The sequence below is a fragment of the Mesorhizobium sp. M7A.F.Ca.MR.148.00.0.0 genome (assembly GCF_003997735.1).
Taxonomy (GTDB): Bacteria; Pseudomonadota; Alphaproteobacteria; order Rhizobiales; family Rhizobiaceae; genus Mesorhizobium.
Genome location: NZ_RZTB01000023.1, coordinates 18,781 through 38,084, shown reverse-complemented (window position 1 = coordinate 38,084; position 19,304 = coordinate 18,781). Strand labels below are relative to the sequence as shown.

Annotated in this window: 29 protein-coding genes; 11 read left to right on the top strand and 18 right to left on the bottom strand. The window is 60.7% G+C overall.

Annotated features, from left to right (window positions below; genetic code table 11):
- Window positions 1–84 precede the first annotated feature (84 nt).
- From EOB49_RS36460 to EOB49_RS36455, 6 genes are all read right to left on the bottom strand, one after another.
- Entirely contained in the window at window positions 85–234 is a 150-nt protein-coding gene (locus EOB49_RS36460; protein WP_164781657.1) for a hypothetical protein, read from the bottom strand.
- Between the two features lie 286 nt (window positions 235–520).
- Window positions 521–1,117: a hypothetical protein gene (locus tag EOB49_RS11815; RefSeq protein WP_127381076.1), complete on the bottom strand. Its 597-nt coding sequence runs from the start codon at window positions 1,115–1,117 to the stop codon at window positions 521–523.
- Between the two features lie 106 nt (window positions 1,118–1,223).
- The gene (locus EOB49_RS11810) at window positions 1,224–1,670 is read right to left on the bottom strand and encodes a hypothetical protein (protein WP_127381075.1); all 447 of its coding nucleotides are present in this window, start codon (window positions 1,668–1,670) and stop codon (window positions 1,224–1,226) included.
- On the bottom strand, window positions 1,655–1,876 hold the full coding sequence (locus EOB49_RS11805) for a hypothetical protein (RefSeq protein WP_127381074.1): 222 nt from the start codon (window positions 1,874–1,876) through the stop codon (window positions 1,655–1,657). Before EOB49_RS11805 ends, EOB49_RS11810 begins: the two co-directional genes overlap by 16 nt.
- 207 nt (window positions 1,877–2,083) lie before the next feature.
- Window positions 2,084–3,655, bottom strand: coding sequence for a DUF4942 domain-containing protein (locus EOB49_RS11800; RefSeq protein ID WP_127381073.1), 1,572 nt, complete (start codon window positions 3,653–3,655; stop codon window positions 2,084–2,086).
- On the bottom strand, window positions 3,652–3,792 hold the full coding sequence (locus EOB49_RS36455; RefSeq protein ID WP_164762640.1) for a hypothetical protein: 141 nt from the start codon (window positions 3,790–3,792) through the stop codon (window positions 3,652–3,654). Before EOB49_RS36455 ends, EOB49_RS11800 begins: the two co-directional genes overlap by 4 nt.
- 556 nt (window positions 3,793–4,348) lie before the next feature.
- Between EOB49_RS36455 and EOB49_RS11795 the strand changes: the two genes are divergently transcribed.
- Window positions 4,349–5,347: a hypothetical protein gene (locus EOB49_RS11795; protein WP_127328702.1), complete on the top strand. Its 999-nt coding sequence runs from the start codon at window positions 4,349–4,351 to the stop codon at window positions 5,345–5,347.
- Between the two features lie 226 nt (window positions 5,348–5,573).
- Here EOB49_RS11795 and EOB49_RS11790 read toward each other — a convergent pair whose 3' ends face one another.
- From EOB49_RS11790 to EOB49_RS11765, 6 genes are all read right to left on the bottom strand, one after another.
- Window positions 5,574–6,101: a hypothetical protein gene (locus tag EOB49_RS11790; RefSeq protein WP_127328703.1), complete on the bottom strand. Its 528-nt coding sequence runs from the start codon at window positions 6,099–6,101 to the stop codon at window positions 5,574–5,576.
- Window positions 6,094–6,564: a hypothetical protein gene (locus EOB49_RS11785; RefSeq protein ID WP_127328704.1), complete on the bottom strand. Its 471-nt coding sequence runs from the start codon at window positions 6,562–6,564 to the stop codon at window positions 6,094–6,096. Before EOB49_RS11785 ends, EOB49_RS11790 begins: the two co-directional genes overlap by 8 nt.
- A gap of 42 nt (window positions 6,565–6,606) precedes the next feature.
- Window positions 6,607–6,873: a hypothetical protein gene (locus tag EOB49_RS11780; RefSeq protein ID WP_206526108.1), complete on the bottom strand. Its 267-nt coding sequence runs from the start codon at window positions 6,871–6,873 to the stop codon at window positions 6,607–6,609.
- Window positions 6,860–7,114 carry a hypothetical protein gene (locus EOB49_RS11775; protein WP_127328705.1) on the bottom strand — a complete coding sequence of 85 codons (255 nt, stop codon included), beginning with the start codon at window positions 7,112–7,114 and terminating at the stop codon, window positions 6,860–6,862. Before EOB49_RS11775 ends, EOB49_RS11780 begins: the two co-directional genes overlap by 14 nt.
- Window positions 7,114–7,371, bottom strand: coding sequence for a hypothetical protein (locus tag EOB49_RS11770; protein ID WP_127328706.1), 258 nt, complete (start codon window positions 7,369–7,371; stop codon window positions 7,114–7,116). Before EOB49_RS11770 ends, EOB49_RS11775 begins: the two co-directional genes overlap by 1 nt.
- A gap of 127 nt (window positions 7,372–7,498) precedes the next feature.
- On the bottom strand, window positions 7,499–7,747 hold the full coding sequence (locus EOB49_RS11765) for a hypothetical protein (RefSeq protein ID WP_127381072.1): 249 nt from the start codon (window positions 7,745–7,747) through the stop codon (window positions 7,499–7,501).
- A gap of 148 nt (window positions 7,748–7,895) precedes the next feature.
- Between EOB49_RS11765 and EOB49_RS11760 the strand changes: the two genes are divergently transcribed.
- Genes EOB49_RS11760 through EOB49_RS11735 form a run of 7 tightly spaced genes read left to right on the top strand, consistent with a single transcriptional unit; the run spans window position 7,896 to window position 13,993 of the window.
- Entirely contained in the window at window positions 7,896–9,161 is a 1,266-nt protein-coding gene (locus EOB49_RS11760; protein ID WP_127328708.1) for a hypothetical protein, read from the top strand.
- On the top strand, window positions 9,139–9,879 hold the full coding sequence (locus tag EOB49_RS11755) for a ParB/RepB/Spo0J family partition protein (RefSeq protein ID WP_050596290.1): 741 nt from the start codon (window positions 9,139–9,141) through the stop codon (window positions 9,877–9,879). Before EOB49_RS11760 ends, EOB49_RS11755 begins: the two co-directional genes overlap by 23 nt.
- Window positions 9,869–10,018, top strand: coding sequence for a hypothetical protein (locus EOB49_RS36450; RefSeq protein WP_164762642.1), 150 nt, complete (start codon window positions 9,869–9,871; stop codon window positions 10,016–10,018). The genes EOB49_RS11755 and EOB49_RS36450 overlap by 11 nt, the downstream gene beginning before the upstream one ends.
- A gap of 44 nt (window positions 10,019–10,062) precedes the next feature.
- Window positions 10,063–10,263, top strand: a complete 201-nt coding sequence (locus EOB49_RS11750; RefSeq protein WP_127381071.1) for a hypothetical protein — start codon at window positions 10,063–10,065, stop codon at window positions 10,261–10,263.
- The gene (locus EOB49_RS11745; protein WP_127381070.1) at window positions 10,260–10,901 is read left to right on the top strand and encodes a helix-turn-helix domain-containing protein; all 642 of its coding nucleotides are present in this window, start codon (window positions 10,260–10,262) and stop codon (window positions 10,899–10,901) included. Before EOB49_RS11750 ends, EOB49_RS11745 begins: the two co-directional genes overlap by 4 nt.
- A 3-nt stretch (window positions 10,902–10,904) precedes the next feature.
- On the top strand, window positions 10,905–12,398 hold the full coding sequence (gene terL, locus EOB49_RS11740) for a phage terminase large subunit (protein WP_245472656.1): 1,494 nt from the start codon (window positions 10,905–10,907) through the stop codon (window positions 12,396–12,398).
- 29 nt (window positions 12,399–12,427) lie between these two features.
- The gene (locus tag EOB49_RS11735; RefSeq protein WP_164781656.1) at window positions 12,428–13,993 is read left to right on the top strand and encodes a DUF1073 domain-containing protein; all 1,566 of its coding nucleotides are present in this window, start codon (window positions 12,428–12,430) and stop codon (window positions 13,991–13,993) included.
- Window positions 13,994–14,006: 13 nt separating this feature from the next.
- Here the strand turns inward: EOB49_RS11735 and EOB49_RS11730 are convergent, their stop codons facing one another.
- Window positions 14,007–14,261 carry a hypothetical protein gene (locus EOB49_RS11730; RefSeq protein WP_127328712.1) on the bottom strand — a complete coding sequence of 85 codons (255 nt, stop codon included), beginning with the start codon at window positions 14,259–14,261 and terminating at the stop codon, window positions 14,007–14,009.
- 230 nt (window positions 14,262–14,491) lie between these two features.
- Between EOB49_RS11730 and EOB49_RS11725 the strand changes: the two genes are divergently transcribed.
- A complete protein-coding gene (locus tag EOB49_RS11725; RefSeq protein WP_206516815.1) occupies window positions 14,492–15,313 on the top strand; it encodes a phage minor head protein in 822 nt (273 codons plus the stop codon).
- Between the two features lie 74 nt (window positions 15,314–15,387).
- On the opposite strand, the gene EOB49_RS11720 is transcribed toward EOB49_RS11725, so the two are convergent.
- The 5 genes from EOB49_RS11720 to EOB49_RS11700 form a co-directional block, all read right to left on the bottom strand.
- A complete protein-coding gene (locus EOB49_RS11720; RefSeq protein ID WP_127328713.1) occupies window positions 15,388–15,639 on the bottom strand; it encodes a GlsB/YeaQ/YmgE family stress response membrane protein in 252 nt (83 codons plus the stop codon).
- Window positions 15,640–15,727: 88 nt separating this feature from the next.
- The gene (locus EOB49_RS11715) at window positions 15,728–16,114 is read right to left on the bottom strand and encodes a DUF4112 domain-containing protein (protein ID WP_245472654.1); all 387 of its coding nucleotides are present in this window, start codon (window positions 16,112–16,114) and stop codon (window positions 15,728–15,730) included.
- A gap of 64 nt (window positions 16,115–16,178) precedes the next feature.
- Complete coding sequence (locus tag EOB49_RS11710; RefSeq protein WP_127381067.1) at window positions 16,179–16,670, bottom strand: YidB family protein; 492 nt, start codon at window positions 16,668–16,670, stop codon at window positions 16,179–16,181.
- A 106-nt stretch (window positions 16,671–16,776) separates the two neighbouring features.
- On the bottom strand, window positions 16,777–17,079 hold the full coding sequence (locus tag EOB49_RS11705; protein WP_127381066.1) for an addiction module antidote protein: 303 nt from the start codon (window positions 17,077–17,079) through the stop codon (window positions 16,777–16,779).
- Between the two features lie 2 nt (window positions 17,080–17,081).
- A complete protein-coding gene (locus EOB49_RS11700) occupies window positions 17,082–17,369 on the bottom strand; it encodes a type II toxin-antitoxin system RelE/ParE family toxin (RefSeq protein ID WP_127328716.1) in 288 nt (95 codons plus the stop codon).
- A 59-nt stretch (window positions 17,370–17,428) separates the two neighbouring features.
- Here EOB49_RS11700 and EOB49_RS36925 point away from each other — a divergent pair, with 59 nt between their 5' ends.
- Both EOB49_RS36925 and EOB49_RS11690 read left to right on the top strand, forming a co-directional pair.
- The gene (locus tag EOB49_RS36925) at window positions 17,429–18,283 is read left to right on the top strand and encodes an NUDIX domain-containing protein (protein WP_206526107.1); all 855 of its coding nucleotides are present in this window, start codon (window positions 17,429–17,431) and stop codon (window positions 18,281–18,283) included.
- Window positions 18,165–19,301: a DUF2213 domain-containing protein gene (locus tag EOB49_RS11690; protein ID WP_206526106.1), complete on the top strand. Its 1,137-nt coding sequence runs from the start codon at window positions 18,165–18,167 to the stop codon at window positions 19,299–19,301. Before EOB49_RS36925 ends, EOB49_RS11690 begins: the two co-directional genes overlap by 119 nt.
- Window positions 19,302–19,304: the final 3 nt, after the last annotated feature.

Sequence of the window (19,304 nt, the reverse complement as noted above, 5' to 3'; positions counted from 1 at the left end):
TGGTCTCCGAGGTAGGGATTGATCAGCGGACGAGCTGGAGGACCAGGCTACGAGCCGCCTGCGAGCGCTGCGGTGCGGCGGCGATCATGGATGCCCGATGCGCCGCGAAGCCCTGTCGTCCATGGCGCTTACCGAGCGAAGATGCATCTTGATCGCGATGTTGTTCGGGTTGTCGGCGAGGGCTTCTGAAAGCTCGCCGATGTAGTCGATCCTGGTGGTGGTCGAGGTCATCATTTCCGGTCTCCGTGGTAGGGGATGAACCGACGTCGCGCATGCGGCTGTGCTAAGCCCGGCCCGCGCTCCCGAGCGGCTTTCGGCCGCCGGATGAATGAGCGAGAAGTCACCAGTTGCCAGCCCGCATTCGTCGGGTTGTTCTGACAAAGACTGCAGTGGTGAAAGGAAGCGGCTTTGCGACATTGGTCCAGATTTCTAAGTTACTTCAATAACTTAGCGTGTAACCAAAACGGTTACAAGTGGCACCAACTGAAAAAAGCCAATAAATTCAACCACTTCTAAGATTTTAGCTGACCGGCTGGAACCGGCTCTGCAGGACTTCGACGGAGATCGAGCGCTTGTCGTCTCCCGACTGCACCAGCGCCTGGTCGACATGCTCTGGATTGACGCCGATCACGGTCCATGTGCGGCCTTGGGCGTCGGGTGCCATGGCGCCGAGGTAGGCGGCCACCTGGAGAGGCTGGGGCTTCTCGCGCTGGCGGTATTGCGCCGGCAGCTTGGGATGCTGCCAGGCGCAACCCTGGGCCTCCAAGCCATATTCGAAGACCTCGAGTCCGAGCCGGTCTTTCAGCCACACGGAGATGTAGGCGCGATGGCAATATTGGTTGTCCGTCGGGGCCTCGTAGCAGAGCAGCGCGCAATCCTTGCCGGCCGAGAGATCCTCCATCTTGGCGACGATCCGGCCGGGATCAAGCCGGGCGAGGGCGTCGAAGTAGAGCTGCTTATAATCGCGTTCGCTGGCGGTCTTAAACCAGGGGCCTGGAGCCAGCTCCGGCATCTTGCGATAGCCGGCGGGGTAGCCTCGCGGCGTTCCCCTCGAAACGCCGATCTTCTGGATGGTGCTGGGCAGTGGGTGGAACCAGCTTGAGGTAAAAATGCGCATCTAATCGCCTTCCATGGTAGGGGTTTGGACAGGACCAATTGTAAACTTGTGGAACCTCTGCAGCAACCAAAAATAGACCAGTTTGTTGCCGATTTGGTGCGTTGCTCTACCCGTACATCTGCATTAGGTAGAGGTTATCTCTCGCGCTTTCGGGCAAGACTCTGTGGTAGGGGTCGAGAGGCAGGCCGATCAGGGGCAACCCGGTCGGCCGTTGTATTTTCCGGCGTGCCTGGGGGACCTCGTAGCAGCGCGGCCAAGCCACCCACCCGTCGATTGCCTCATAGGTCAACCAGCGCGGAAGGCTCTTGAAGTCCCCGAGCCATGTGCGACCGGTGAGCATGCCGCTCCCGACATATTCCGGCCCGTCGTGGAAGAACCGGAACCGTTGTCTGACCGGCTCGGATGACACCCACAGATCGAGATCATCGGCCAATTGGACGCGCTCCACGGTATCGCGGCGCAGGGTTCGAGCGATGAAATTCTGGTCTATGCGGTGCGGGGTCATCATGTCGAAGACCTTGCGAATGCCTGCGTCGATCAGGATAAAGCGCATTGCAACCTCCTGGCGCTCGAACGCTGCTCGATGACGGGCGCCTTCTCGGCTTCGAAAAGGTCGAGCCACCATTTCATCAGCTCGGCCTGGTAGCGATCGTCCCGATCGCGGCGACGCGGCCGGCGCAGTTGGCGTTCAATCCATGCCAGCCTGTCGCGCAGCACGGGCCGGTAGAGCAGATGGCGAAACGCGTCGCCGAGCTGCATGTCTAGGCTGTAAATGCCGGTGGCCCCGAGAGGCGACCAATCGGAGTGCCACGAGGACCACATATCGAGGGCTTGCGTGACGGAAGGAAGCCGGCGCCGCCGGTCCTCCTCGCTTTCGGGTGGGGTTCGTAGGGGAATCATGGGGCAAGTCTCCGTGGTGCCAAATATGATCTATAGTGTAACCAAAATGGTTACAATTAGGTCAACCTAAAAGTGATTTCGGCGGCCGTTCTTCCAGACCTTCACGGTGACTGTGTTCACGTAGGTCCCGACTTCGGCGAAAGAGCCGTGAGGCAGATCGTGAAAGCTGCCGTTCAGCTTCTCGATCAGCGCGCGGAAGGCGATGGCCTTGCGGGTCTCGCGGAACTCGGTTCCGGCTGACATAATGGCGGCAAGGCAACCGTCGTCTTCGAGGAAATCCAGGGCGTGCACGACGTGATCGATATCGCGCTCTATGTCGAAGGGCGGGTTCATCACAATCCGATCGTAGAGCCCCGTGACTGATGGGCGCAGCGACAGGAAGTCGGCGGCGTACACCTTGCGATAGATGCCCTGGGCCTGGAGCGCGGCGGCCAACGGCCCCTGCATCTCTACGCAATCGACCTGGTTGTCGAAGCGGTATTCCTTGCGCCACCGGTCCATCCGGTCGGCTTGGCCATAGCCGTAGTGGTCGGAAAAGTCCTTAATGCTGGAGACGCAGCGCCGCGCCAGATTGCCGGTGCCGGCGCTGGGCTCGAGGACGGTCAGCCGCGGCTTCTCGATCGGCTGCAATAGCGGGATGCCCTTGATCAGCTCCTCGGCCGCGCCGTCCGGTGTCGGGAAGAAGCCGAAGTTCTTCGCCGGCGTGGTCTTTCGGTTGCGGAACAGGTCATCGGGCTCTTGGGTCTGCCCGTCGCCGATCACCTCGCCGTAGTATTCGGCGAGCATCTTGTTGACCCTCACGACAAGGTCGTCGCGGGTAAACCAGAGATGGGCGTTGCCGTTCTTGTAGGCGAGGATCCTGAAATATTCGCCGTGATGCTCCGACTGCTGGGGGTTAAAGCCTTTGCGCTCGGCGCGGACAACGTTCTCGATGCTGTTGTACGACGGCTTCTTGCCGTCCAGGACCGAGAAGGTGCGTTCGATGTCGCGCACGGTCTCCCACGTGCCACCATAGGACACGTGCCCATGGTCGCGGTCGAAGGCATAGGTCAGGATCATGCGGCTCCCGACCTTGAAACCGTCGTGGGAGCGGAAACGGCGGTCGAGCTTGGAAAAGGCCGTCGCTATGCCGCGCCGGAAGATCATCTCGGATTCGCCGGCCCACTTGTCGATGGTGGCATAAATGTTGTCGACCGTGACCGGCGGAATCCCCATGATCTCGTCGAGATTGACCAGTTCCTTGCCGTCGCCGTGCCGATGATTGTAGCGCTCCGGCACCCACTTCAATGTGTCGCGCAGCTCGTCCTTGGCCTGCTTGTCCATCAGGACTTCCAGGTCCGTCATCTTGACCAGATAATTCCAGCACGAAATGTCGATCAGACGGATGGCGGTCCGCTTCCACTGCTCGGCGTCTGGCAGATCAACTGCCTCGAAAAAGGCCCTGACCTCGTGGTTGTCGCGGTCGCCGTAGCGAGAGGAGGCATGATCGCCAGCCGCCGCTTTCCAGAGCGCCGCGGCCTTCTTCAATTCCCGGTCGGCCTGCTCGATCGAGGCGAATGCGCCGTGATAGGCGGCCACCGCTGCATCGCGATAGGCCACGATCTGCTCGACGGTGTTGCGGGGGATCAGCGCGTTCATTGCTTCGCCTCGACCGGCTTGGCGCTGACGGCGCGGTGCATCTTCTGGAAGGCGAAGACGTCTTTGCGATCGATCACGATCTCGTAGCGCTTGCTGCCATCGGGCAGCGTGAACTCGTATTCGGTTGGCTTGGTCATTGGTCTAGGTCTCTGTGGCAGGGGCTAGGGACGGTCGGCGGGACGACTCCCGCCGACGTATCAAAAGGGGTGTCTTTTCTCGGCCCTGTCGTGCATCGCTTTTCCCTTGCGAGTTTCGTTGAGATCGAAAGCGAAGTCCGCTTCTTCGGCCGCGAGGCGTTCGGCGCGGCGCTCGCGGCAGTTGGGGCAAAGCTCGGAATCGTGCCAGCGACAGGGCTCAAGGCATTCGTTGCAGTAAAAGGACATCTAAGACTCCGTGGTAGAAATTACATTGTAACCACAATAACTTAGCTTGTAACCAAAATGGTTACAGGTGGGTTACAAAGAAAAAGCTATTGGGCGCCTAGATGCGTAGCGGTGGAAGCGGTCGGCCGCGCAACTATGCCTGCGCAATTGTTCCTTGCCTCACTTGCTGCAATTGGTCGCGAAGGCGTATCTTTCAGAATATCTACATTTTTAGAGGATGGCTTTGGGGGGTGCTCTGAAACGGTTGGCGCGATTAATCGGGGTTGTTGCGCCAGGTACATTGGGCGCGGCTCTCATCCGCTTTTGCGTCATGACCATCCGCAGGCCTTGCTTCCACTGGTCGCCTTTTGTGGTGCTGGCATGTCTGTCGCTTTGTGGAGGCGTTTCTTGGTCACAGGAGGCCCAACCAGATCAGCACAGCCGACCCCCGCAACTAACTGCTACTGAAAACCAAGGTCCAAAAGAAAGCGCCCCAGTTGTCGCGCCGGAGCTTAGGCAGGTTGTCGCCGACGAGAGGTCCGACGTTGGCGAGCAAGGCGGCGGCAAAAAAGATTGGAGCGAAAGCCTTATTGAACACGCGCCGGACTGGTCTGTGGCCTTCTTCACCTTTGTCCTTTGCGTATTCACCGGCCTGCTTTGGCGCTCCACCAACAAGCTCTGGCTGGCGGGCGAAAAGCAGATGAAAGTGATTGAGAAAAACGCTGCGCAGCAATCCATCGACATGAAGGCCTCTATCAAGGTTGCGGAAGACGCTGCCAAAGCCGCTGGTAGATCCGCCGAAGTCGCCGAACGCACCATGATCTTGAATGATCGGCCATGGGTGGGGGTCGATCTCGACATCGTCGGCCCTTTGGTTTTCACCGCCGATAACTGCAGCATCAAATTGGCGATGACGATTACTAATCATGGGCGGTCGCCGGCCATCAGAGCCGAACCTTACGTCGAATTTTTTGTTTGCACTCAGAAGGCAATCGAGTGGAGAAACAAAATGGAAGGCATGGCCAAGAGTATGGTCGTGAATATGTTTGGAGAAACATTGTTCCCCGCCGTTCCCCGCTCTAAAAAGTGGACTCTCACCGTAACCAGGGATGACATCCTGCACGGGATAGCCGAAGACGACGAAAGCCGTATTCGACCGATGGTGGCCTATTGTGTTTACTACGGCCTCCCAACGGGTGGCCACGCTCGCTATACGTCCGGCATCCGAGAAATCTTCCGAACCGGCCACGAGCCCTTCGACGGCGAAACGGCTACCTTTGACACTAACAAAATCAGATTCTTGGAAATGGTGACCGAAGACGCCACCTAAGCCTCGCGCCACCCAATGATACAGCTCGAACAGCCCGTCCCGCCCCACGAGACGGGCTGCGGAAGCCGGCATGCGATGCTTCCGGGGGGCGACCGGCCTTTGTCTTCGCGAAGCCCGGAAGGATGACCGCTAGAATTCCGCCTCGCCACCTCCGATCGCTATGCCGTGCCGCAAGTCATCCGGCCCCGAAGCGGACGCGATTCAACGGCTTTTGCGGTCCAAGACATCAGCTGGCCCGAGCAGCGACGATCCCATCGGCGAGCGCAAAGTACTCAATCAACACCGGAGAAATAGCAGCGAAGGCATTTGAGCGTCCGGCCAAGCCGGCCACCATGGACCCGAGTTGCCGCGTCTTGCGGGCGAACCCCTGATAGAGGTCTCGTACCGACTTCGACCCTTGTACAAATGCATAGGCTTCTGTGCCGGGTATGAACCGTGACTTCAGGCTTGCGATCTGGGCGTCGGATAATGGGTTGTCAGGGATGTCGAGGAGTATTTTGTCCATCTTGTCCGCTGCATTCCCGAACGCCTGAGCCGCAGCCTGGAATGACTCACTGCCGTCGCTGCTCCGCAGTTCGCGGGCCTGGAGGCCTTTCATCAGTTCTGAAATCGCCTCAAGGGCGGTTGCGCTCGCCGCCCGGGACGCCTGTTCAGTCTCAGGGCTGCCAAAGATGTTTCCAAATTCGGCGGCGTGGGCTGAGGAGCAGCACAGCAGCCCCGCGGTCAGCATGAAAATCAGCTTGTTTTTATGCACACCATTGTCCCCTCATTTTGGCTTGCTCCTCATTCAAGGACTTGTCAGCCACCATCTTTTTCCATGCGGTGTCGACAGCTGGGAGAGCGACAAACCCGCAGTAGTCCGCGATAAAGGATGTTCGGAATTCGTCGGTTATGCCATCAGCTTTCGACTGACGATAAACGGAGAGATAGAAATTAAACATCTTCCAGAGATCGAATTTGGCGCTCTTTTCATTTTCGGGTGTCAGTTTGCCCGTGACCAGATCGCGAACAAAGCCGCGCTGCTCTAAAGTATCGAGCAATTCCCGACCATCATTTTGAATGGTGTAGGTATTCGCAGCTTTTAGCGCCGCAGTTGTCGCGGCCAGTTGATACCAAGTGATCCCAAATCCGACTGCCGCCACAACCACCCCGACGGCGGCTGCGATAGACGTTAGCTGATTGACGTTGGCTCCCAACCATGCCCAGGAACGCTTCATGCCGCTTTTCCTCCGGCTAGATTGCTGCTCGATAGATCAACGTTACCATCTGCAAAGCGAATAGCTAGCAATACTCTCATAATGTGGGCTAGCGGGATGGCGGGTTGAGCCACAGGCGGCCGTGTAGGACCGGGCCAGACCGTTGTCGGCCATGGTGTAGTGCTGGCGCGCCATGTCCCACGGCCGATCGAGCGGCGCGCAGGGATCGAGGTCGAAGCTTTCGGCACCGCCGAGCGCGGCCAGGATCGCGGGAGGTGTCAGCCAGACGTCGGTGCCGGCCGCAGCGGAATGATGACTACCGATGGGCATCGACGGGCTCCCCGGTCAGTCTGCGCAGCACGTCGCCGACGCTGGTGATGGACGTCTCAAGCCGCTCTTCGTCGATCTCGGCCAGGTCGAGCTTGGTTTCGTTCCCGGCTTCGTCGATCATCGTGAAGACGTTGGCGGTGGAGTGCGGCTTGCGCAGGATATCCCACGCCCAGCGGGCAGCGGCTTCGGCATCGCCTTCGCCTTCGTAGTCGATCTCCCATGTGATGAGGTAGCGAGCCATCACGCGGCCTCCTCGTCTTCCTCATCCGCGTCTTCGCGAACGAGCTGGTCGAAAGTCCACTCGGCGCCGTCCTCGTCGAGGAACACGATTTTGCCGTCGCGCTTGGCCGTCTCCTGGTCGTTCCAGAAGATTTCGGTGCCGCCCGAGTGTTCGGGCTCGCCGGTCTCCGGATCGATATCGAGGAGGTGCGCACGCCCGGTGAGGCGCTCCAGGGTTCCGGTGATCGGGCTGCCCGTTGGCGATAGGTAGCTGGCCATGGTCTTTGGTCTCCGTGGTAGGGGTGGTGTCAAAATGGTTGCAGAAAGTCTATTGACAGAAGCCGGGGGGGCGAGGCAAAAAACATGCAGCCTGATTCTTCTGTGTGCGTCGGGCTGCTCCCCCAAATCAGATGGCGTTTTCCATCGGTCCCGGCTTGATGCCGAGCTGGCCGGCGATGAAGCCGACGACGTCGCTGACGCCTTCACTCTCCAGCGTTTCCAAGGTCTGGCGGAAGCGGCGACGGAAGTAATCCTGATGCTCGGAGCCGGCATAGTCGGCCATGGCAAGAGCCGTCGCGAACGTGACGGCCTGGAGGCGAGGTCCGGTGAACCCGGATTTCTTGTGAAGCTCTTCGGTGATTGCGACCAAGCTCATGGCGGGTGTCCTTCGCAGAAGTGATGTAACCGATTTGGTTACAAGGTGAACTTATGCGGTTACACCCCTATTGCAAGAAAAAAATCGGGGTTTCGGACGTATGTTTCAGGGTGTTGTGCCGAAGGAATGCATCGCGCAGATCCTTCGCGTGTCTGAGGTCGACAAGTGGGGCCGCGTCTACAACTGCTGTTCCGGGACGTTCCGGTTCGAGCAGATCACGCTGGCCACTTTCCCCGGCGTCGAGATGCACTCCAACGACGTCAGCCTCTACTCCTCGGCGATTGCCGGCTATGTGCTGGGCAAGCCGATCGACTACGAATTCCACGGCGCGCTCGACTTCGTGAACGAGTTCGATTTCAGGGAACCTGATCAGCGCCTCGCAGCGCTGGCCGTCGCCTTCAATCTCGGCCGCTTCGCTGGTGGCAAGGCCAACGTCTACAAGACCAGCCACCGCAACCACCTGGTTGCGAACTTCGCCGGCTATGTCGAGCGCACCTTGGAAAAGGTCCGCAAGCTGCCGGGGATGATACCGATCAAGAGCTATTCGCCGCGCGACTGGATCGAGCATCTGGACGAGGCGATCGAGCGAAAGGCCGCGATCTTCTCCTACCCGCCGTTCTACAAGGGCGGCTACGAAAAGATGTTCGAGTTTCTGGCCGAGAACATCAAATGGGACGCTCCCCGATATGAGCTGTTCGACCCCAAGGCGCTGCGCGGTCTCATCGAGCGCGTGCGGCAGGCTGGCGTCCCCTACTGCATCCTCTCGGACCAGATTTACGACGATCTGAAACCGGAGCTGGAGTTCGTCTCCGGCCGGGGCCACCCGCACTACTGCTACGTGTCGACTGGCAAGTCGTCCTTCCTGCAGCTCGTGCCGCGCTCGGCTCCCTTCCGCTACAAGCCGATCGACGTCGAGAAGATCAAGCCGGATTCGGTGGTGACGATCGCTCGGGCCGATGCCGCCCAGATGACGTTCCTCAAGGACGTCTACCTGAAAAAGGGCATCACCCACACGCCCGGCATGGTCAACTACCTGGTGCGCGTCGACGACATGCTGGTCGGCGGCCTGATCTACAACCTCGACAAATTCGCGCGCCAGTCGATCTACCTGCTGTCGGATTTCTCGATCTCGCGTGAGGGCAGGCTGTCGAAGCTTGTCACCAGGCTCGCCTGCAACGGCGAGATCCTGCGCGATATGGGCAAGCGCTTCGTCGACCGCTTCAACAAGGTGCAAACGTCAGCGTTCTCGGAGCATCCGGTCTCGATGAAATATCGCGGCATCTTCGAGCAGACCAAGCGCGAAGAGATCGACGGGCCGGAAGGCAAATTCAGACTGCATTACGTCGGCGCCCGCATCGATGAGACGCCGCAACAAGCGTTCGAGTGGTGGTATGGCAAGCACTTCAACCGTTGACTGGAAGTCTCTCGACGTCGAGGCGCGGCAGGTTGATCCGAAAGCGCTCCGGCGCCGCGAGAAGAACGCGCACTACATGGCGCCTGCCATGTTCAAGCGCCTTGTCGAGAACGTCAAAATCGACGGCCGACTGACCACAACGGTCCTGGTGTGCCAGGACAAGGACGGCTCTCTCGAGATCCTGTCTGGACATCACCGCACCGCCGCCGCGATTGAGGCCGGCTTGCCGCTGGTCGACGCGCTCGTGATCACCTCGCATCTGAGCGAAAAGCGCAAGGTCGCGATCCAGCTCAGCCACAACTCGATCAACGGCGAAGACGACCAGTCGCTGCTGGCCCAGCTCTACGCCTCACTCGACATCGATGCGAAGAAGTTCTCCGGTCTCGATGACAGCGTGCTCTCGGGCGACAAGGGACCAGGCGCTGCTGCACTCGGCGGCGCCAACATCAAATACGACGAGCTGCTGTTCGCCTTCCTCCCCGAGGACCGCGTGCAGTTCGAGGTCGAGATGGACGCCATCGCCAAAAGGGCGAAGCGCTTCCGCATTCATGCCGCCCCGCAGTCGAGGTTCGACGACTTCTTCGACACCATCGTGCGCACCAAGCAGGGGCTCAACATCGTCAACTCGGGCATTGCTCTCGCAGCCATGGCGCGCCTGGCCGGCGAGCGGCTCGATCAACTCGAAGCCGAAGCGGAGGACAAACCTGATGCGGCATGAGCTTCCCAATCTGCGCGGCGCGTTCTCCGAGCCCAGCGCAACGCCGGCCGCGCCCGCTTCCGCCACGCCCGCAATCATCGTCGGCGCACTGTTCGCGTTCGGCTTCCTCGTGTGTCTCGCACGCGTCCTGTTCGTGTGATCGGCATGCATTCGTGTGTGTGTAACGCAGTGTCGGTGGTTAGCATGGTCGCAACAGCAAGCATTCTCGGTCAGTTTGCGCATTTGCGCTGGTTGACCAACGCCAAGCCCGGCAAGGCTTTGCAGGATGGTTTCGCAGTCATCTCGTCCCCTCTCGGCCCGGTCTACATGGGGTGGGATTTGGGGAGCGAAAAAAAGGGCCATCCCGAACAATCCGAACACTCACACGCGCGAGTGGTCCGGTGATCAAGACCAAGTCGAGCGTGAAGGAGCCGACCGCAAAGCCCAAGGCTGTACCGGCCAAATCGAAGCCGGAAGCGGGGCCGAAAAAAAAGCCGGCGCGGGGCAAGAAGAAACCGGCCAGCAAGGCAAAGCCCCCTGTCGAGCCGAAGCCTGCTGCCCAGCCTGCTCCCAAGCCTGAGCCGGCACCACAGCCGAAGCCGGATGAAGCTCACAAGGGCGGCGCCTCGCCGAAGCTGACAGCCCGCGACGTGCCGCGCGTCATTGCGATGCTGCGCCAGTGCGGTGGCATCAAGACCGTCGCGGCCGAGCGGCTGAACGTCGGGCGCACCACGCTCTACGCCTTCCTGAACGAGCACCCTGAAATCCAGGAGGCCGATTCCCAGATTTCGGAAGAGCTGCTCGACGTAGCCGAGGGCCAGGTGGTGATCGCGCTTCGTTCCGGCGATATGCAGACCGTGCGCTGGTACCTGGAGCTGAAAGGCAAGGATCGGGGCTTTGTGCGCCGCGTCGAGACCACCGGCAAGAACGGCGGCCCGGTCGAGACGGCGCAAAAGCTCGATCTCGCCAACATGTCGGACGAGGAATTGGAAATCCTGCTGCGCGCCGCAGAAAAGCGGGAGAGCACAGCCGGCGGAAAGTGACACATGGCGCGCATATCAGGCGTCATCCCGCCGACCCCGGACGACATTCGCATTGAGCTAGACCGGCGGGCTTGTGGTCGCTCCGTGGTCGAGATGATCAAGCGCGGATGGCATGTCCTGGAGCCGGGCCAGCCGTACAAGCATGGATGGCACATCGATGCCATCGGCGATCACCTGGAGGCCGTAAGCAGCGGCGAAATCCTGCGCCTCCTGGTCAACGTGCCGCCTGGCACCATGAAATCGATGGCGTGCGGCGTCTTCTTCCCGGCGTGGGAGTGGGGACCGCGCGCCATGCCGCATTTGCGGTTCATGGGGACGTCCTACAAGGACTCGCTGGCGATCCGCGACAACGTCAAAACACGACGTTTGGTCACGTCCAAATGGTATCGAGATCGCTGGGGCGATCAGTTCTCCATGATCGGGGACCAGAACACCAAGACCAAATTCGAGAACGACAAGACCGGCTTCCGCGAGGCGATGGCGTTCAACTCGATGACCGGCTCTCGCGGTGATCGCGTGCTCCTCGACGATCCGCTTTCGGTTGCGCAGGCGAAGTCGCCGGTCGAGCGCCAGACCGCGAACGACACCTTCCATGAGGCGCTGCCGACCCGTCTCAACAATCCCGATTCGTCGGCGATCATCGTCATCATGCAGCGGCTGCACGAGGACGACCCTTCGGGTGTCATCCTGGCGAACGACTACGGCTATGAGCACCTCATGCTGCCGATGGAGTTCGAGCCCGAGCGCAAATGCTACACCTCGATCGGGTTCGAGGATCCTCGCAAGGTCGACGGCGAATTGCTGTTTCCCGAGCGCTTTCCGCCTCACGTCGTGGAGCGCGACAAGAAGATCATGGGCAGCTACGCCTCGGCGGGGCAGTTCCAGCAGCGCCCCGCGCCCCGCGAAGGCGGCATGTTCAAGCGCTCCTGGTTCGATGGCAAGTTCGTCAGGCAAGCGCCAAGGGGCACGGTGTGGGTCCGCCATTGGGACTTGGCCGGCACGCGAGGCGGCACTGGCGCACGCACCGCCGGCGTCAAGCTCGGCCGCGATCTCGACGGCCACTACTACGTCGGCCATGTCGTCACCCTTCGCGAGGAGGGCAAATCGGTTCGCAAGACCATCAAGGCGCAGGCGGCGATCGACGGCAAGACGGTCAACATCAGCCTGCCGCAGGATCCCGGGCAAGCCGGCAAGTCGCAGGTCCAGGACTATGTCTCTGATCTGGCCGGCTACCGGGTCCATGCCGAGGGTGAAACCGGCGACAAGATCACGCGCGCCGAGCCGTTCTCGGCACAGTGCGAATACGGCAACGTCTTCATCGTCGAAGGCGAATGGAACGAACTCTATCTCGACGAACTCTGCATCTTCCCGGCCGGTAAACTCATGGACCAGGTCGACGCATCTTCCGGAGCCTTTACGAGGCTGCTCAACATCAAGGGGGCCATGGTGATCAGCGACGACGTGCTTCGCCGCGCCTCCCAGCCGGCGCCGCGATGATCAGAAGGTTTTTTCGCGCAGCGCGCCGCATGTTGCGGAAGCCGGCGGCGGATGCCGCACCAGCGCCGCAGCCGAACGCGACGCCGCCTGGCACGCGTGGCCCAACACGCATCTCGGACGCCATGCTGTCGGCCTTGCGCGCCCAGAAGGCCACGGCTGCGCAGCCGGTGCCCGTCTTCACCATGCCGCAGCATCCTGCCGGCGTGCTGCCGTCCGGAAACACCGGCCTCGCCATGGACAGCGCCATCGGCGGCGTCCAGTCGTGGGCCAATGGGTTCGCGCTCAACGGCTTCTTCACCGAGGGTCTGACGTTCCTCGGCTACGCCTATCTGTCGGAGCTGGCGCAGCGCCCGGAATACCGGGTGATCTCCGAAACCATCGCCAGCGAGATGACGCGGAAATGGATCCGCTTCACCTCGAGTGACGGCGAGGACAAAGCCGACAAGATCACGGAGCTGGAGGCCGAGTTCAAGCGCCTCAACGTGCGTGACGTGTTCTGCAAAGCTGCCGAGCAAGACGGCTTCTTCGGCCGCGGTCACATCTACATCGACACCGGCGACACGGATAATTCGGACGAGCTGCAAAAGCCGATCGGGGACGGCTGGGACAATCTCTCCGTCGCCAAGTTCGCGAAGAAGCCGATCGGGGCGCTGCGCACCGTCGAGGCGGTCTGGTGTTATCCCACGTCCTACAACTCGAACGATCCTCTCAAGGCCAACTGGTGCCGGCCCGACACCTGGTATGTGCAGGCCAAGATGGTCCACACCACTCGGCTGATCACGCTCATCGGCCGCGAAGTGCCCGACCTGTTGAAGCCGACCTATTCGTTCGGCGGCCTGTCGCTGTCGCAGATGGTGAAGCCGTATGTCGACAACTGGCTGGAGACGCGCCAGTCGGTGAACGACATCATCAGCGCCTTCACGGTGTTCGTGCTCGCCACCAATCTCGGCGAGACCCTGCAGGCCGGCGGTGATCAGCTCTTCAAGCGCGCCGAGTTGTTCAATTTGGTCAGGTCCAATCGCGGCTTGATGATGATCGACAAGGACACCGAGGACTTCCAGAATGTCTCCGCGTCGCTCTCCGGTCTCGATGTGCTCCAGGCGCAGTCGCAGGAGCACATGGCGTCAGTCAGCCATATTCCGCTGGTGAAGCTGCTCGGCACGCAACCGGCCGGCCTCAACGCCTCTTCCGAGGGCGAAATTCAGGTCTTCTACGACTACGTGCACTCGTTTCAGGAGAAGCTGTTCCGCAAGCCGCTGCACTTCCTGCTCGGCTTGGTGATGATCTCGCTCTGGGGCGCGCCTGACGACGGCATCGACTTCGAGTTCGAAAAGCTGGAAGAGACCGACGAAAAGGAAGCGGCCGACGTCGAAAAGACCAAGGCAGAGCGCGACCAGATCCTGATCGACACCGGCGTGATCTCTCCGGAGGAATCGCGCAAGCGCGTCGCCGCCGATCCGGACTCGGACTTCTCTTCGATCGACGTCGACGACATGCCCGAGCTGCTCGAAGAGGAAGAGGACGGCCTTGTGCCGAAGGGCGGCTCGCCGGTCAAGGATCTCGACGGCGACAACGAAACCAAGGACGCGGCGTGAACTAAAACCGTTCTCAGCTGGGAACGGTTAGCAGCTCTTGCGTGAGAAATTGTAACGTGACTTTTACAACGAACAGCGAGTTTCTCGTATCGTCACGGACATTGACGGAAAATTCGCGGAAAGTGCCATTCGGCATCCGATCTTTGGCGATTTCAAGCAGCGCGCCTGCCGCCTCATATTTGGCGGCTTCCAAGCTTCCAAGCTCGGTGCCCTGAGGATCGGGATAAAGTTCATTATTGGCGGTTAGATCAAAAAAGAAGCGGGCCATTGCTGTCGCGGCCTCCCTCAGGCCTGGGGATCTTTACTCCTTTCCGAAGCGCACCTCAAAAGGTTTCAACGTACGTTTTTTACCCAAGGACGTGCCGGGCGCGCGCCTTGCCGGTAGCAAATTCAAGCTCGCATGATAAAACCGACAGGTGATCACGCTCAACCTCTGGGAAATCATCAAAGCACAGACGCCCGACGATCGCGAGATCGCCGAGACGCTGAGGGATCGTGATGTCCAGCCTACAAAGCCGACGGACGGCCAAGCGCAACGAAAAGGTGCTGCGCCCGGTCCGGCCAAACGTCGGGATTGAAGCGGCCTACCGGGGCCGCCTGACGCGCCTCATCGACGCCATGAGCGATAGCGTGGTCTACTGGCTCCGAGCCTCCTACCGGGCCAATACGCCCCGCATGGCGCAGGACGAGACGCCAGCGGATGCGCTGCGCCGATCGATCCGCAAGCTTGCCGCGCAATGGACTAAGCGCTTCGACATCGCCTCGGATCACCTCGGCGACTATTTCGCATTGTCGGTCGAGAAACGTTCGAGCGCGGCACTTCGCAAGATCCTGCGCGATGGCGGCATCTCGGTCGAATTCAGGATGACGGCCGCGATGCGCGACGTTGTCGACGCCACGATCCACGCCAATGTGGCGCTGATCAAGTCGATACCGTCGCAGTATTTCGACCAGGTCGAAGGCGCTGTCATGCGGTCGGTGCAGACCGGCCGAGACCTCGCCGGGCTTGTCGCGGAGCTGGAGCGCTACTCCGGCATCACGAAGCGGCGCGCGGCCTTCATCGCACTCGACCAGAACAACAAGGCGACGGCGGCCTTCAACACGGCGCGCCAGCTCGAACTCGGCATCGACGAAGCCGAGTGGCACCACAGCGGCGGCGGGAAAGAACCTCGGCCCACACACGTCCAGGCTGGTCGCGAGAAGGTCCGCTACAAGATTTCGACTGGCTGGTACGACCCCGCTCTAAAGCGCTTCATCCGGCCAGGTGAGGAGCCCGGTTGCCGCTGTGTGTGCAAGCCGGTCATCAAGGGCTTCTATTAGGAGTAATCGCGCGCGTGACCTCCGAGGTCACGCGCTCAATCAACAGTGAGAATGTGCAGAAAGTCGATCGTTGTTCAGCGCCTAATCATGCGGGCAACCGCAATCAAAATACAGGCACCTATGAAGCCTGCGACCAGATACCCAAGCCAACCGGCCAACGATACGCCCAGCAGCCCGAGAAGGACGTTGGCGACGATGGCGCCAACGATCCCCAAAACAATGTTCATCAGCACGCCCATATTGCTTTTCATGAACATCTCGGCGAGCCAGCCGGCGATACCGCCGATCACGATAGCAGCTATCCAACCGACACCTGGATTTTCCATTTTTTCCCCTTTGCGTGAACCGAAATTGGTTCGGCCGCAAAACGTGCGATCAACCGATAAAGTTCCTTGGGTGAATACCGAGCTGCAATCAGGCAGTTCGCATCGCCTGGCCGCTGCCATTGTCCGCTTTACCAAGGTGGCGGCGAAGCAGCCTGATGTTGCGATTGTTGGCCTTGAAATACACGTCGAAGATTGAGCCCAGAATAGGGACGCTTCCTACAACCGTATCCAGCAATACGTTCACTAGCATTCTGGCGACCAAGATCTTTCCAGCGCCGCAGCTTCGGGCTCGCATTACGATATAAGCCGAAACGATACCCGTCGCCGCATCTCCGAGCACAGGCACCAGACCTACCAGGGCATCGAGGCCGAAACGAATTGAGGTCCCCGGAATGCGCCAACGGGAATCGAGCAAGGCCGCCAACAAATCCAATTCGGCAATGACGCTTGCTGACTTGGCGCTCCGAACGTTCATCCCAGTTGTCCCAAAGGCTGAGCCTGTACGCCTCAGCGGGTTTTCCTGAGATATGGCCGTCATCCTAGACATCGTCTGGAGTTGATTTGGCTTGCGGCCTATTTGGGGGAACGTCGTCGAGCAGGGTTGTCGGATCGGAGCCTTCGGCTGGCTCGGGGGGCAGTTCGCCATTTGGCGTCATCTTGTTGACGGCCTCTGGCAAGTCCCGGGTGATCCTGCTGATGAGTTCCTCGCGCGAAAGGCCTGTCTGCATCGAGAGTGAAGTCAGCGTGTCTTCGTCTATTGCCGCTTCCACCTCATTTGGCTCGATGGGTTGGTTCGGCCCAGTGCCTACCCAGGAGTCGACCTTTGAGCCGGCCCCCGCACCTCTGAATCGATCTAGGATATCGCCAAGCGCCGTCCCCGACACGCCCTTGGAAAGCTGATCTATAATCCCGCCTTGCGGGTCGTTCGGACTACGATTTCCCGCCCCGCGGATCAATTCGCCAATTTTGTCGCGATTTTGGTAGGCCAGAACGCCGAGCATCGCGACCGCCAGTCTTCCGAGATTTGCCATTTGGACCTCCCTGTTCGAGAGGAGAAGGTCCTAACCTTGCAAAGGTTCCGCCAGCGACGATCAAACTGAGGAAGCCCGATCCCTTACAGCCCTCTTTGGCTGATCGTCAGGCAGCGCGCTCATGCTCGCGCGGGGCGACTGACAAGCGAAGCCCCATCGCGTCGAGCACTGACACGACCGTGCCAAGGGACGGGTTCCCACCCTCGCTGAGGGCCTTGTAGAGGCTTTCGCGAGACATGCCGGTTTTCTTGGCGATTTCCGTCATGCCCTTGGATCGGGCGACTTGGCCGAGTGCCTTGCACAGAAACTGGAGGTCGCCTTCCTCCATGACAGCGTCAAGAAAGGCGACGATCTCCTCTTCGCTGTTGAGGTAGTCGGCGGTGTCCCATTTGCTGGTCGTGATAGCCATTTCTAAACCTCCTTTGCGATGTCCAGCGCGCGCTTGATGTCGCGGCTCTGGCTGCCCTTGTCGCCGCCGCACAGCAGTATCACGACGACGTCGCCGCGTTTGAGAAAGTAAATGCGGTAGCCCGGTCCATAGTCGATGCGAAGTTCGCCGATGCCGTCGAAGAACTTGGCATCGCCGAGATTGCCGTCCTCGACGCGGCTGATGCGCGCCAGAATGCGCGCCTTGGCTCTGCCGTCACGAAGCCTCTCGAACCATGCTTCAAAGACGTTGGTTTTGATGACTTCGATCATGCCTAGTTGTATCCTATGGGATACACTTTGGCAAGGGTTTAATTGAAAGGACGACCGCAATGCCTGCCACCTCTGAGGCTCCCGCGAGCCGGGGCGTGCTCAGCATTCCGAAGCCCGTCGGCGAAGAGTTCGCCATGGACAGCGCGGGTCAGGCAGCCTCGCTGATGCTGGTTGCGCCTGATGGCGATGTCCTGGTGCTCCGGCGCTCGTCGACCGACACCAGCTGGCCCGGTCATTGGTGCTGGCCCGGTGGCAAGTCGGATGAAGGCGAGGACGCAGAAACGACGGCCGCGCGCGAGACCACCGAGGAAGTCGGCACGCTGCCATCTGGCACGCGCCAGCACATCGATGCGCGCGCCACGCCGAACGGCTGGGTCCACCACACCTTCGCTCAGGCCGTGGAGAAGAAATTCGCCCCGGTGTTGACCGATGAGCACTCCGGCTATGCCTGGGCGCCTCTGCGCTCGCTGCCCGAGCCGCTGCATCCGGGCCTGCGCGACATGCTGGGCGAGCGGCTGGGCATCGCCTCCGACATGTCGCCTGAGGCTTTCGATGAACTGAGCTCCAACTTCGTGAAGTGGACCAGGGGCGAAGACATCGCTCCCGAGCAAGTCGCCGCCAACGATGCGCTGGCCATGGATCGCAACAGCATCCGCATATTCGACCAGGACGGTCATCTGCGCGTCGAGATGACGCCGATCTCCAAGGCCAATGTGTGCCCGTACTACGGTCGTGAAATTCCTGATTTCGAGGCTCTTGGGCTCGTTCCCGAGCGCGTCTATCGCCTCTATCGCGATGCCGACGAGCTGGCGAAAGCTGCCCCGACTTTCGTCGGCAAAGCCGCTGCTGCTCAAGCACATCCCGGTCAGCGCCAGGGACCATCCGCGCGAAGCCGTTGTCGGCGCGCTGGGTGACGCCGTGGAGTTCCATGCGCCGTACCTCATGGCGCCGCTCAGCATCTGGGATGGGGCGGCAATCGCGCTGATCGAATCCGATCGGCAGAAAGAACTTTCGAGCAGCTATCGCTACCGGGCCGACATGACGCCCGGCACGCTGGCTGGAGAATCCTACGACGGCGTGATGCGGGACATTTCCGCCAATCACGTCGCCTTGGTTGAGGAAGGCCGCGCCGGGCCTGATGTAGTCGTCGGCGACAGCAAAATGGAGATCATCACGATGAAGAAAACAGCACTGCTGTCGCGCATGGCGTCTGTCGCCCAGGGCGCGATCCTTGCCCACATCATGCCCAAGCTCGCCAGCGATCAGAAGATCGATGTCAGCGGGGCTCTCGCCGGCGTCACGGCCGAAAACTTCAAGGCCAAGCGGCCCGCCATCATCGAAGCGGTGAGCAAGGCAGCCAAGGGCAAGCTGGCGGCTGACGCCAAGCTCGACGGCCTCGAGGCGGTCCTGGTCGCGCTCGACGAGGTCGAGGTCAAGGAAGCCAACGACGAGGACGACGACGACGAGGAGGCCAAGAAGAAAAAGGCCGCCGAAGACGCCGCCGAGGAAGAGGCCAAAAAGAAAGCCGCCGAGGATGCGGAAAAGGATGAGGACGACGACAAGGTCGACAAGAAGGCCATGGACTCGGCGATCGCCGCCGCAGTGACGCAGGCCAAGACCGAGGTCCGCGCCGAGATGTTGAAGACGGCCCAGGATATCCGCACTGCGGAAGAGGCGGTTCGTCCCTACATCGGCAAGCTCGCCATGGCGCACGACAGCGCCGACGCGGTCTACCGCACCGCGCTCACCTCGCTTGGGGTCGATATCGCCGGGGTTCACGCCTCGGCGCTGCCCGCCATCCTCAAGGCCCAGCCGCTGCCGGGCTCCCGCCAGGTGCAGAAGCCTGCCGGCGTCGCCATGGATGCCGCCGGCGTCAGCTCGTTCCAGGAGATGTTCCCGGCCTCCAAGACCCACATCGTCAAGTCGCTCTAAGGC

What these genes read in the sequence shown, in the direction of transcription:
- EOB49_RS36460 (WP_164781657.1), bottom strand. Translation starts at nt 234, where the DNA reads ATGATGACCTCGACCACCACCAGGATCGACTACATCGGCGAGCTTTCA.
- EOB49_RS11815 (WP_127381076.1), bottom strand. Translation starts at nt 1,117, where the DNA reads ATGCGCATTTTTACCTCAAGCTGGTTCCACCCACTGCCCAGCACCATC.
- EOB49_RS11810 (WP_127381075.1), bottom strand. Translation starts at nt 1,670, where the DNA reads ATGCGCTTTATCCTGATCGACGCAGGCATTCGCAAGGTCTTCGACATG.
- EOB49_RS11805 (WP_127381074.1), bottom strand. Translation starts at nt 1,876, where the DNA reads ATGCAGCTCGGCGACGCGTTTCGCCATCTGCTCTACCGGCCCGTGCTG.
- EOB49_RS11800 (WP_127381073.1), bottom strand. Translation starts at nt 3,655, where the DNA reads ATGAACGCGCTGATCCCCCGCAACACCGTCGAGCAGATCGTGGCCTAT.
- EOB49_RS36455 (WP_164762640.1), bottom strand. Translation starts at nt 3,792, where the DNA reads ATGACCAAGCCAACCGAATACGAGTTCACGCTGCCCGATGGCAGCAAG.
- EOB49_RS11795 (WP_127328702.1), top strand. Translation starts at nt 4,349, where the DNA reads ATGACCATCCGCAGGCCTTGCTTCCACTGGTCGCCTTTTGTGGTGCTG.
- EOB49_RS11785 (WP_127328704.1), bottom strand. Translation starts at nt 6,564, where the DNA reads ATGAAGCGTTCCTGGGCATGGTTGGGAGCCAACGTCAATCAGCTAACG.
- EOB49_RS11780 (WP_206526108.1), bottom strand. Translation starts at nt 6,873, where the DNA reads ATGCCCATCGGTAGTCATCATTCCGCTGCGGCCGGCACCGACGTCTGG.
- EOB49_RS11775 (WP_127328705.1), bottom strand. Translation starts at nt 7,114, where the DNA reads ATGGCTCGCTACCTCATCACATGGGAGATCGACTACGAAGGCGAAGGC.
- EOB49_RS11770 (WP_127328706.1), bottom strand. Translation starts at nt 7,371, where the DNA reads ATGGCCAGCTACCTATCGCCAACGGGCAGCCCGATCACCGGAACCCTG.
- EOB49_RS11765 (WP_127381072.1), bottom strand. Translation starts at nt 7,747, where the DNA reads ATGAGCTTGGTCGCAATCACCGAAGAGCTTCACAAGAAATCCGGGTTC.
- EOB49_RS11755 (WP_050596290.1), top strand. Translation starts at nt 9,139, where the DNA reads ATGGCAAGCACTTCAACCGTTGACTGGAAGTCTCTCGACGTCGAGGCG.
- EOB49_RS36450 (WP_164762642.1), top strand. Translation starts at nt 9,869, where the DNA reads ATGCGGCATGAGCTTCCCAATCTGCGCGGCGCGTTCTCCGAGCCCAGC.
- EOB49_RS11750 (WP_127381071.1), top strand. Translation starts at nt 10,063, where the DNA reads ATGGTCGCAACAGCAAGCATTCTCGGTCAGTTTGCGCATTTGCGCTGG.
- terL (WP_245472656.1), top strand. Translation starts at nt 10,905, where the DNA reads ATGGCGCGCATATCAGGCGTCATCCCGCCGACCCCGGACGACATTCGC.
- EOB49_RS11735 (WP_164781656.1), top strand. Translation starts at nt 12,428, where the DNA reads ATGTTGCGGAAGCCGGCGGCGGATGCCGCACCAGCGCCGCAGCCGAAC.
- EOB49_RS11730 (WP_127328712.1), bottom strand. Translation starts at nt 14,261, where the DNA reads ATGGCCCGCTTCTTTTTTGATCTAACCGCCAATAATGAACTTTATCCC.
- EOB49_RS11725 (WP_206516815.1), top strand. Translation starts at nt 14,492, where the DNA reads ATGTCCAGCCTACAAAGCCGACGGACGGCCAAGCGCAACGAAAAGGTG.
- EOB49_RS11720 (WP_127328713.1), bottom strand. Translation starts at nt 15,639, where the DNA reads ATGGAAAATCCAGGTGTCGGTTGGATAGCTGCTATCGTGATCGGCGGT.
- EOB49_RS11715 (WP_245472654.1), bottom strand. Translation starts at nt 16,114, where the DNA reads ATGAACGTTCGGAGCGCCAAGTCAGCAAGCGTCATTGCCGAATTGGAT.
- EOB49_RS11710 (WP_127381067.1), bottom strand. Translation starts at nt 16,670, where the DNA reads ATGGCAAATCTCGGAAGACTGGCGGTCGCGATGCTCGGCGTTCTGGCC.
- EOB49_RS11705 (WP_127381066.1), bottom strand. Translation starts at nt 17,079, where the DNA reads ATGGCTATCACGACCAGCAAATGGGACACCGCCGACTACCTCAACAGC.
- EOB49_RS11700 (WP_127328716.1), bottom strand. Translation starts at nt 17,369, where the DNA reads ATGATCGAAGTCATCAAAACCAACGTCTTTGAAGCATGGTTCGAGAGG.
- EOB49_RS36925 (WP_206526107.1), top strand. Translation starts at nt 17,429, where the DNA reads ATGCCTGCCACCTCTGAGGCTCCCGCGAGCCGGGGCGTGCTCAGCATT.
- EOB49_RS11690 (WP_206526106.1), top strand. Translation starts at nt 18,165, where the DNA reads ATGCCGACGAGCTGGCGAAAGCTGCCCCGACTTTCGTCGGCAAAGCCG.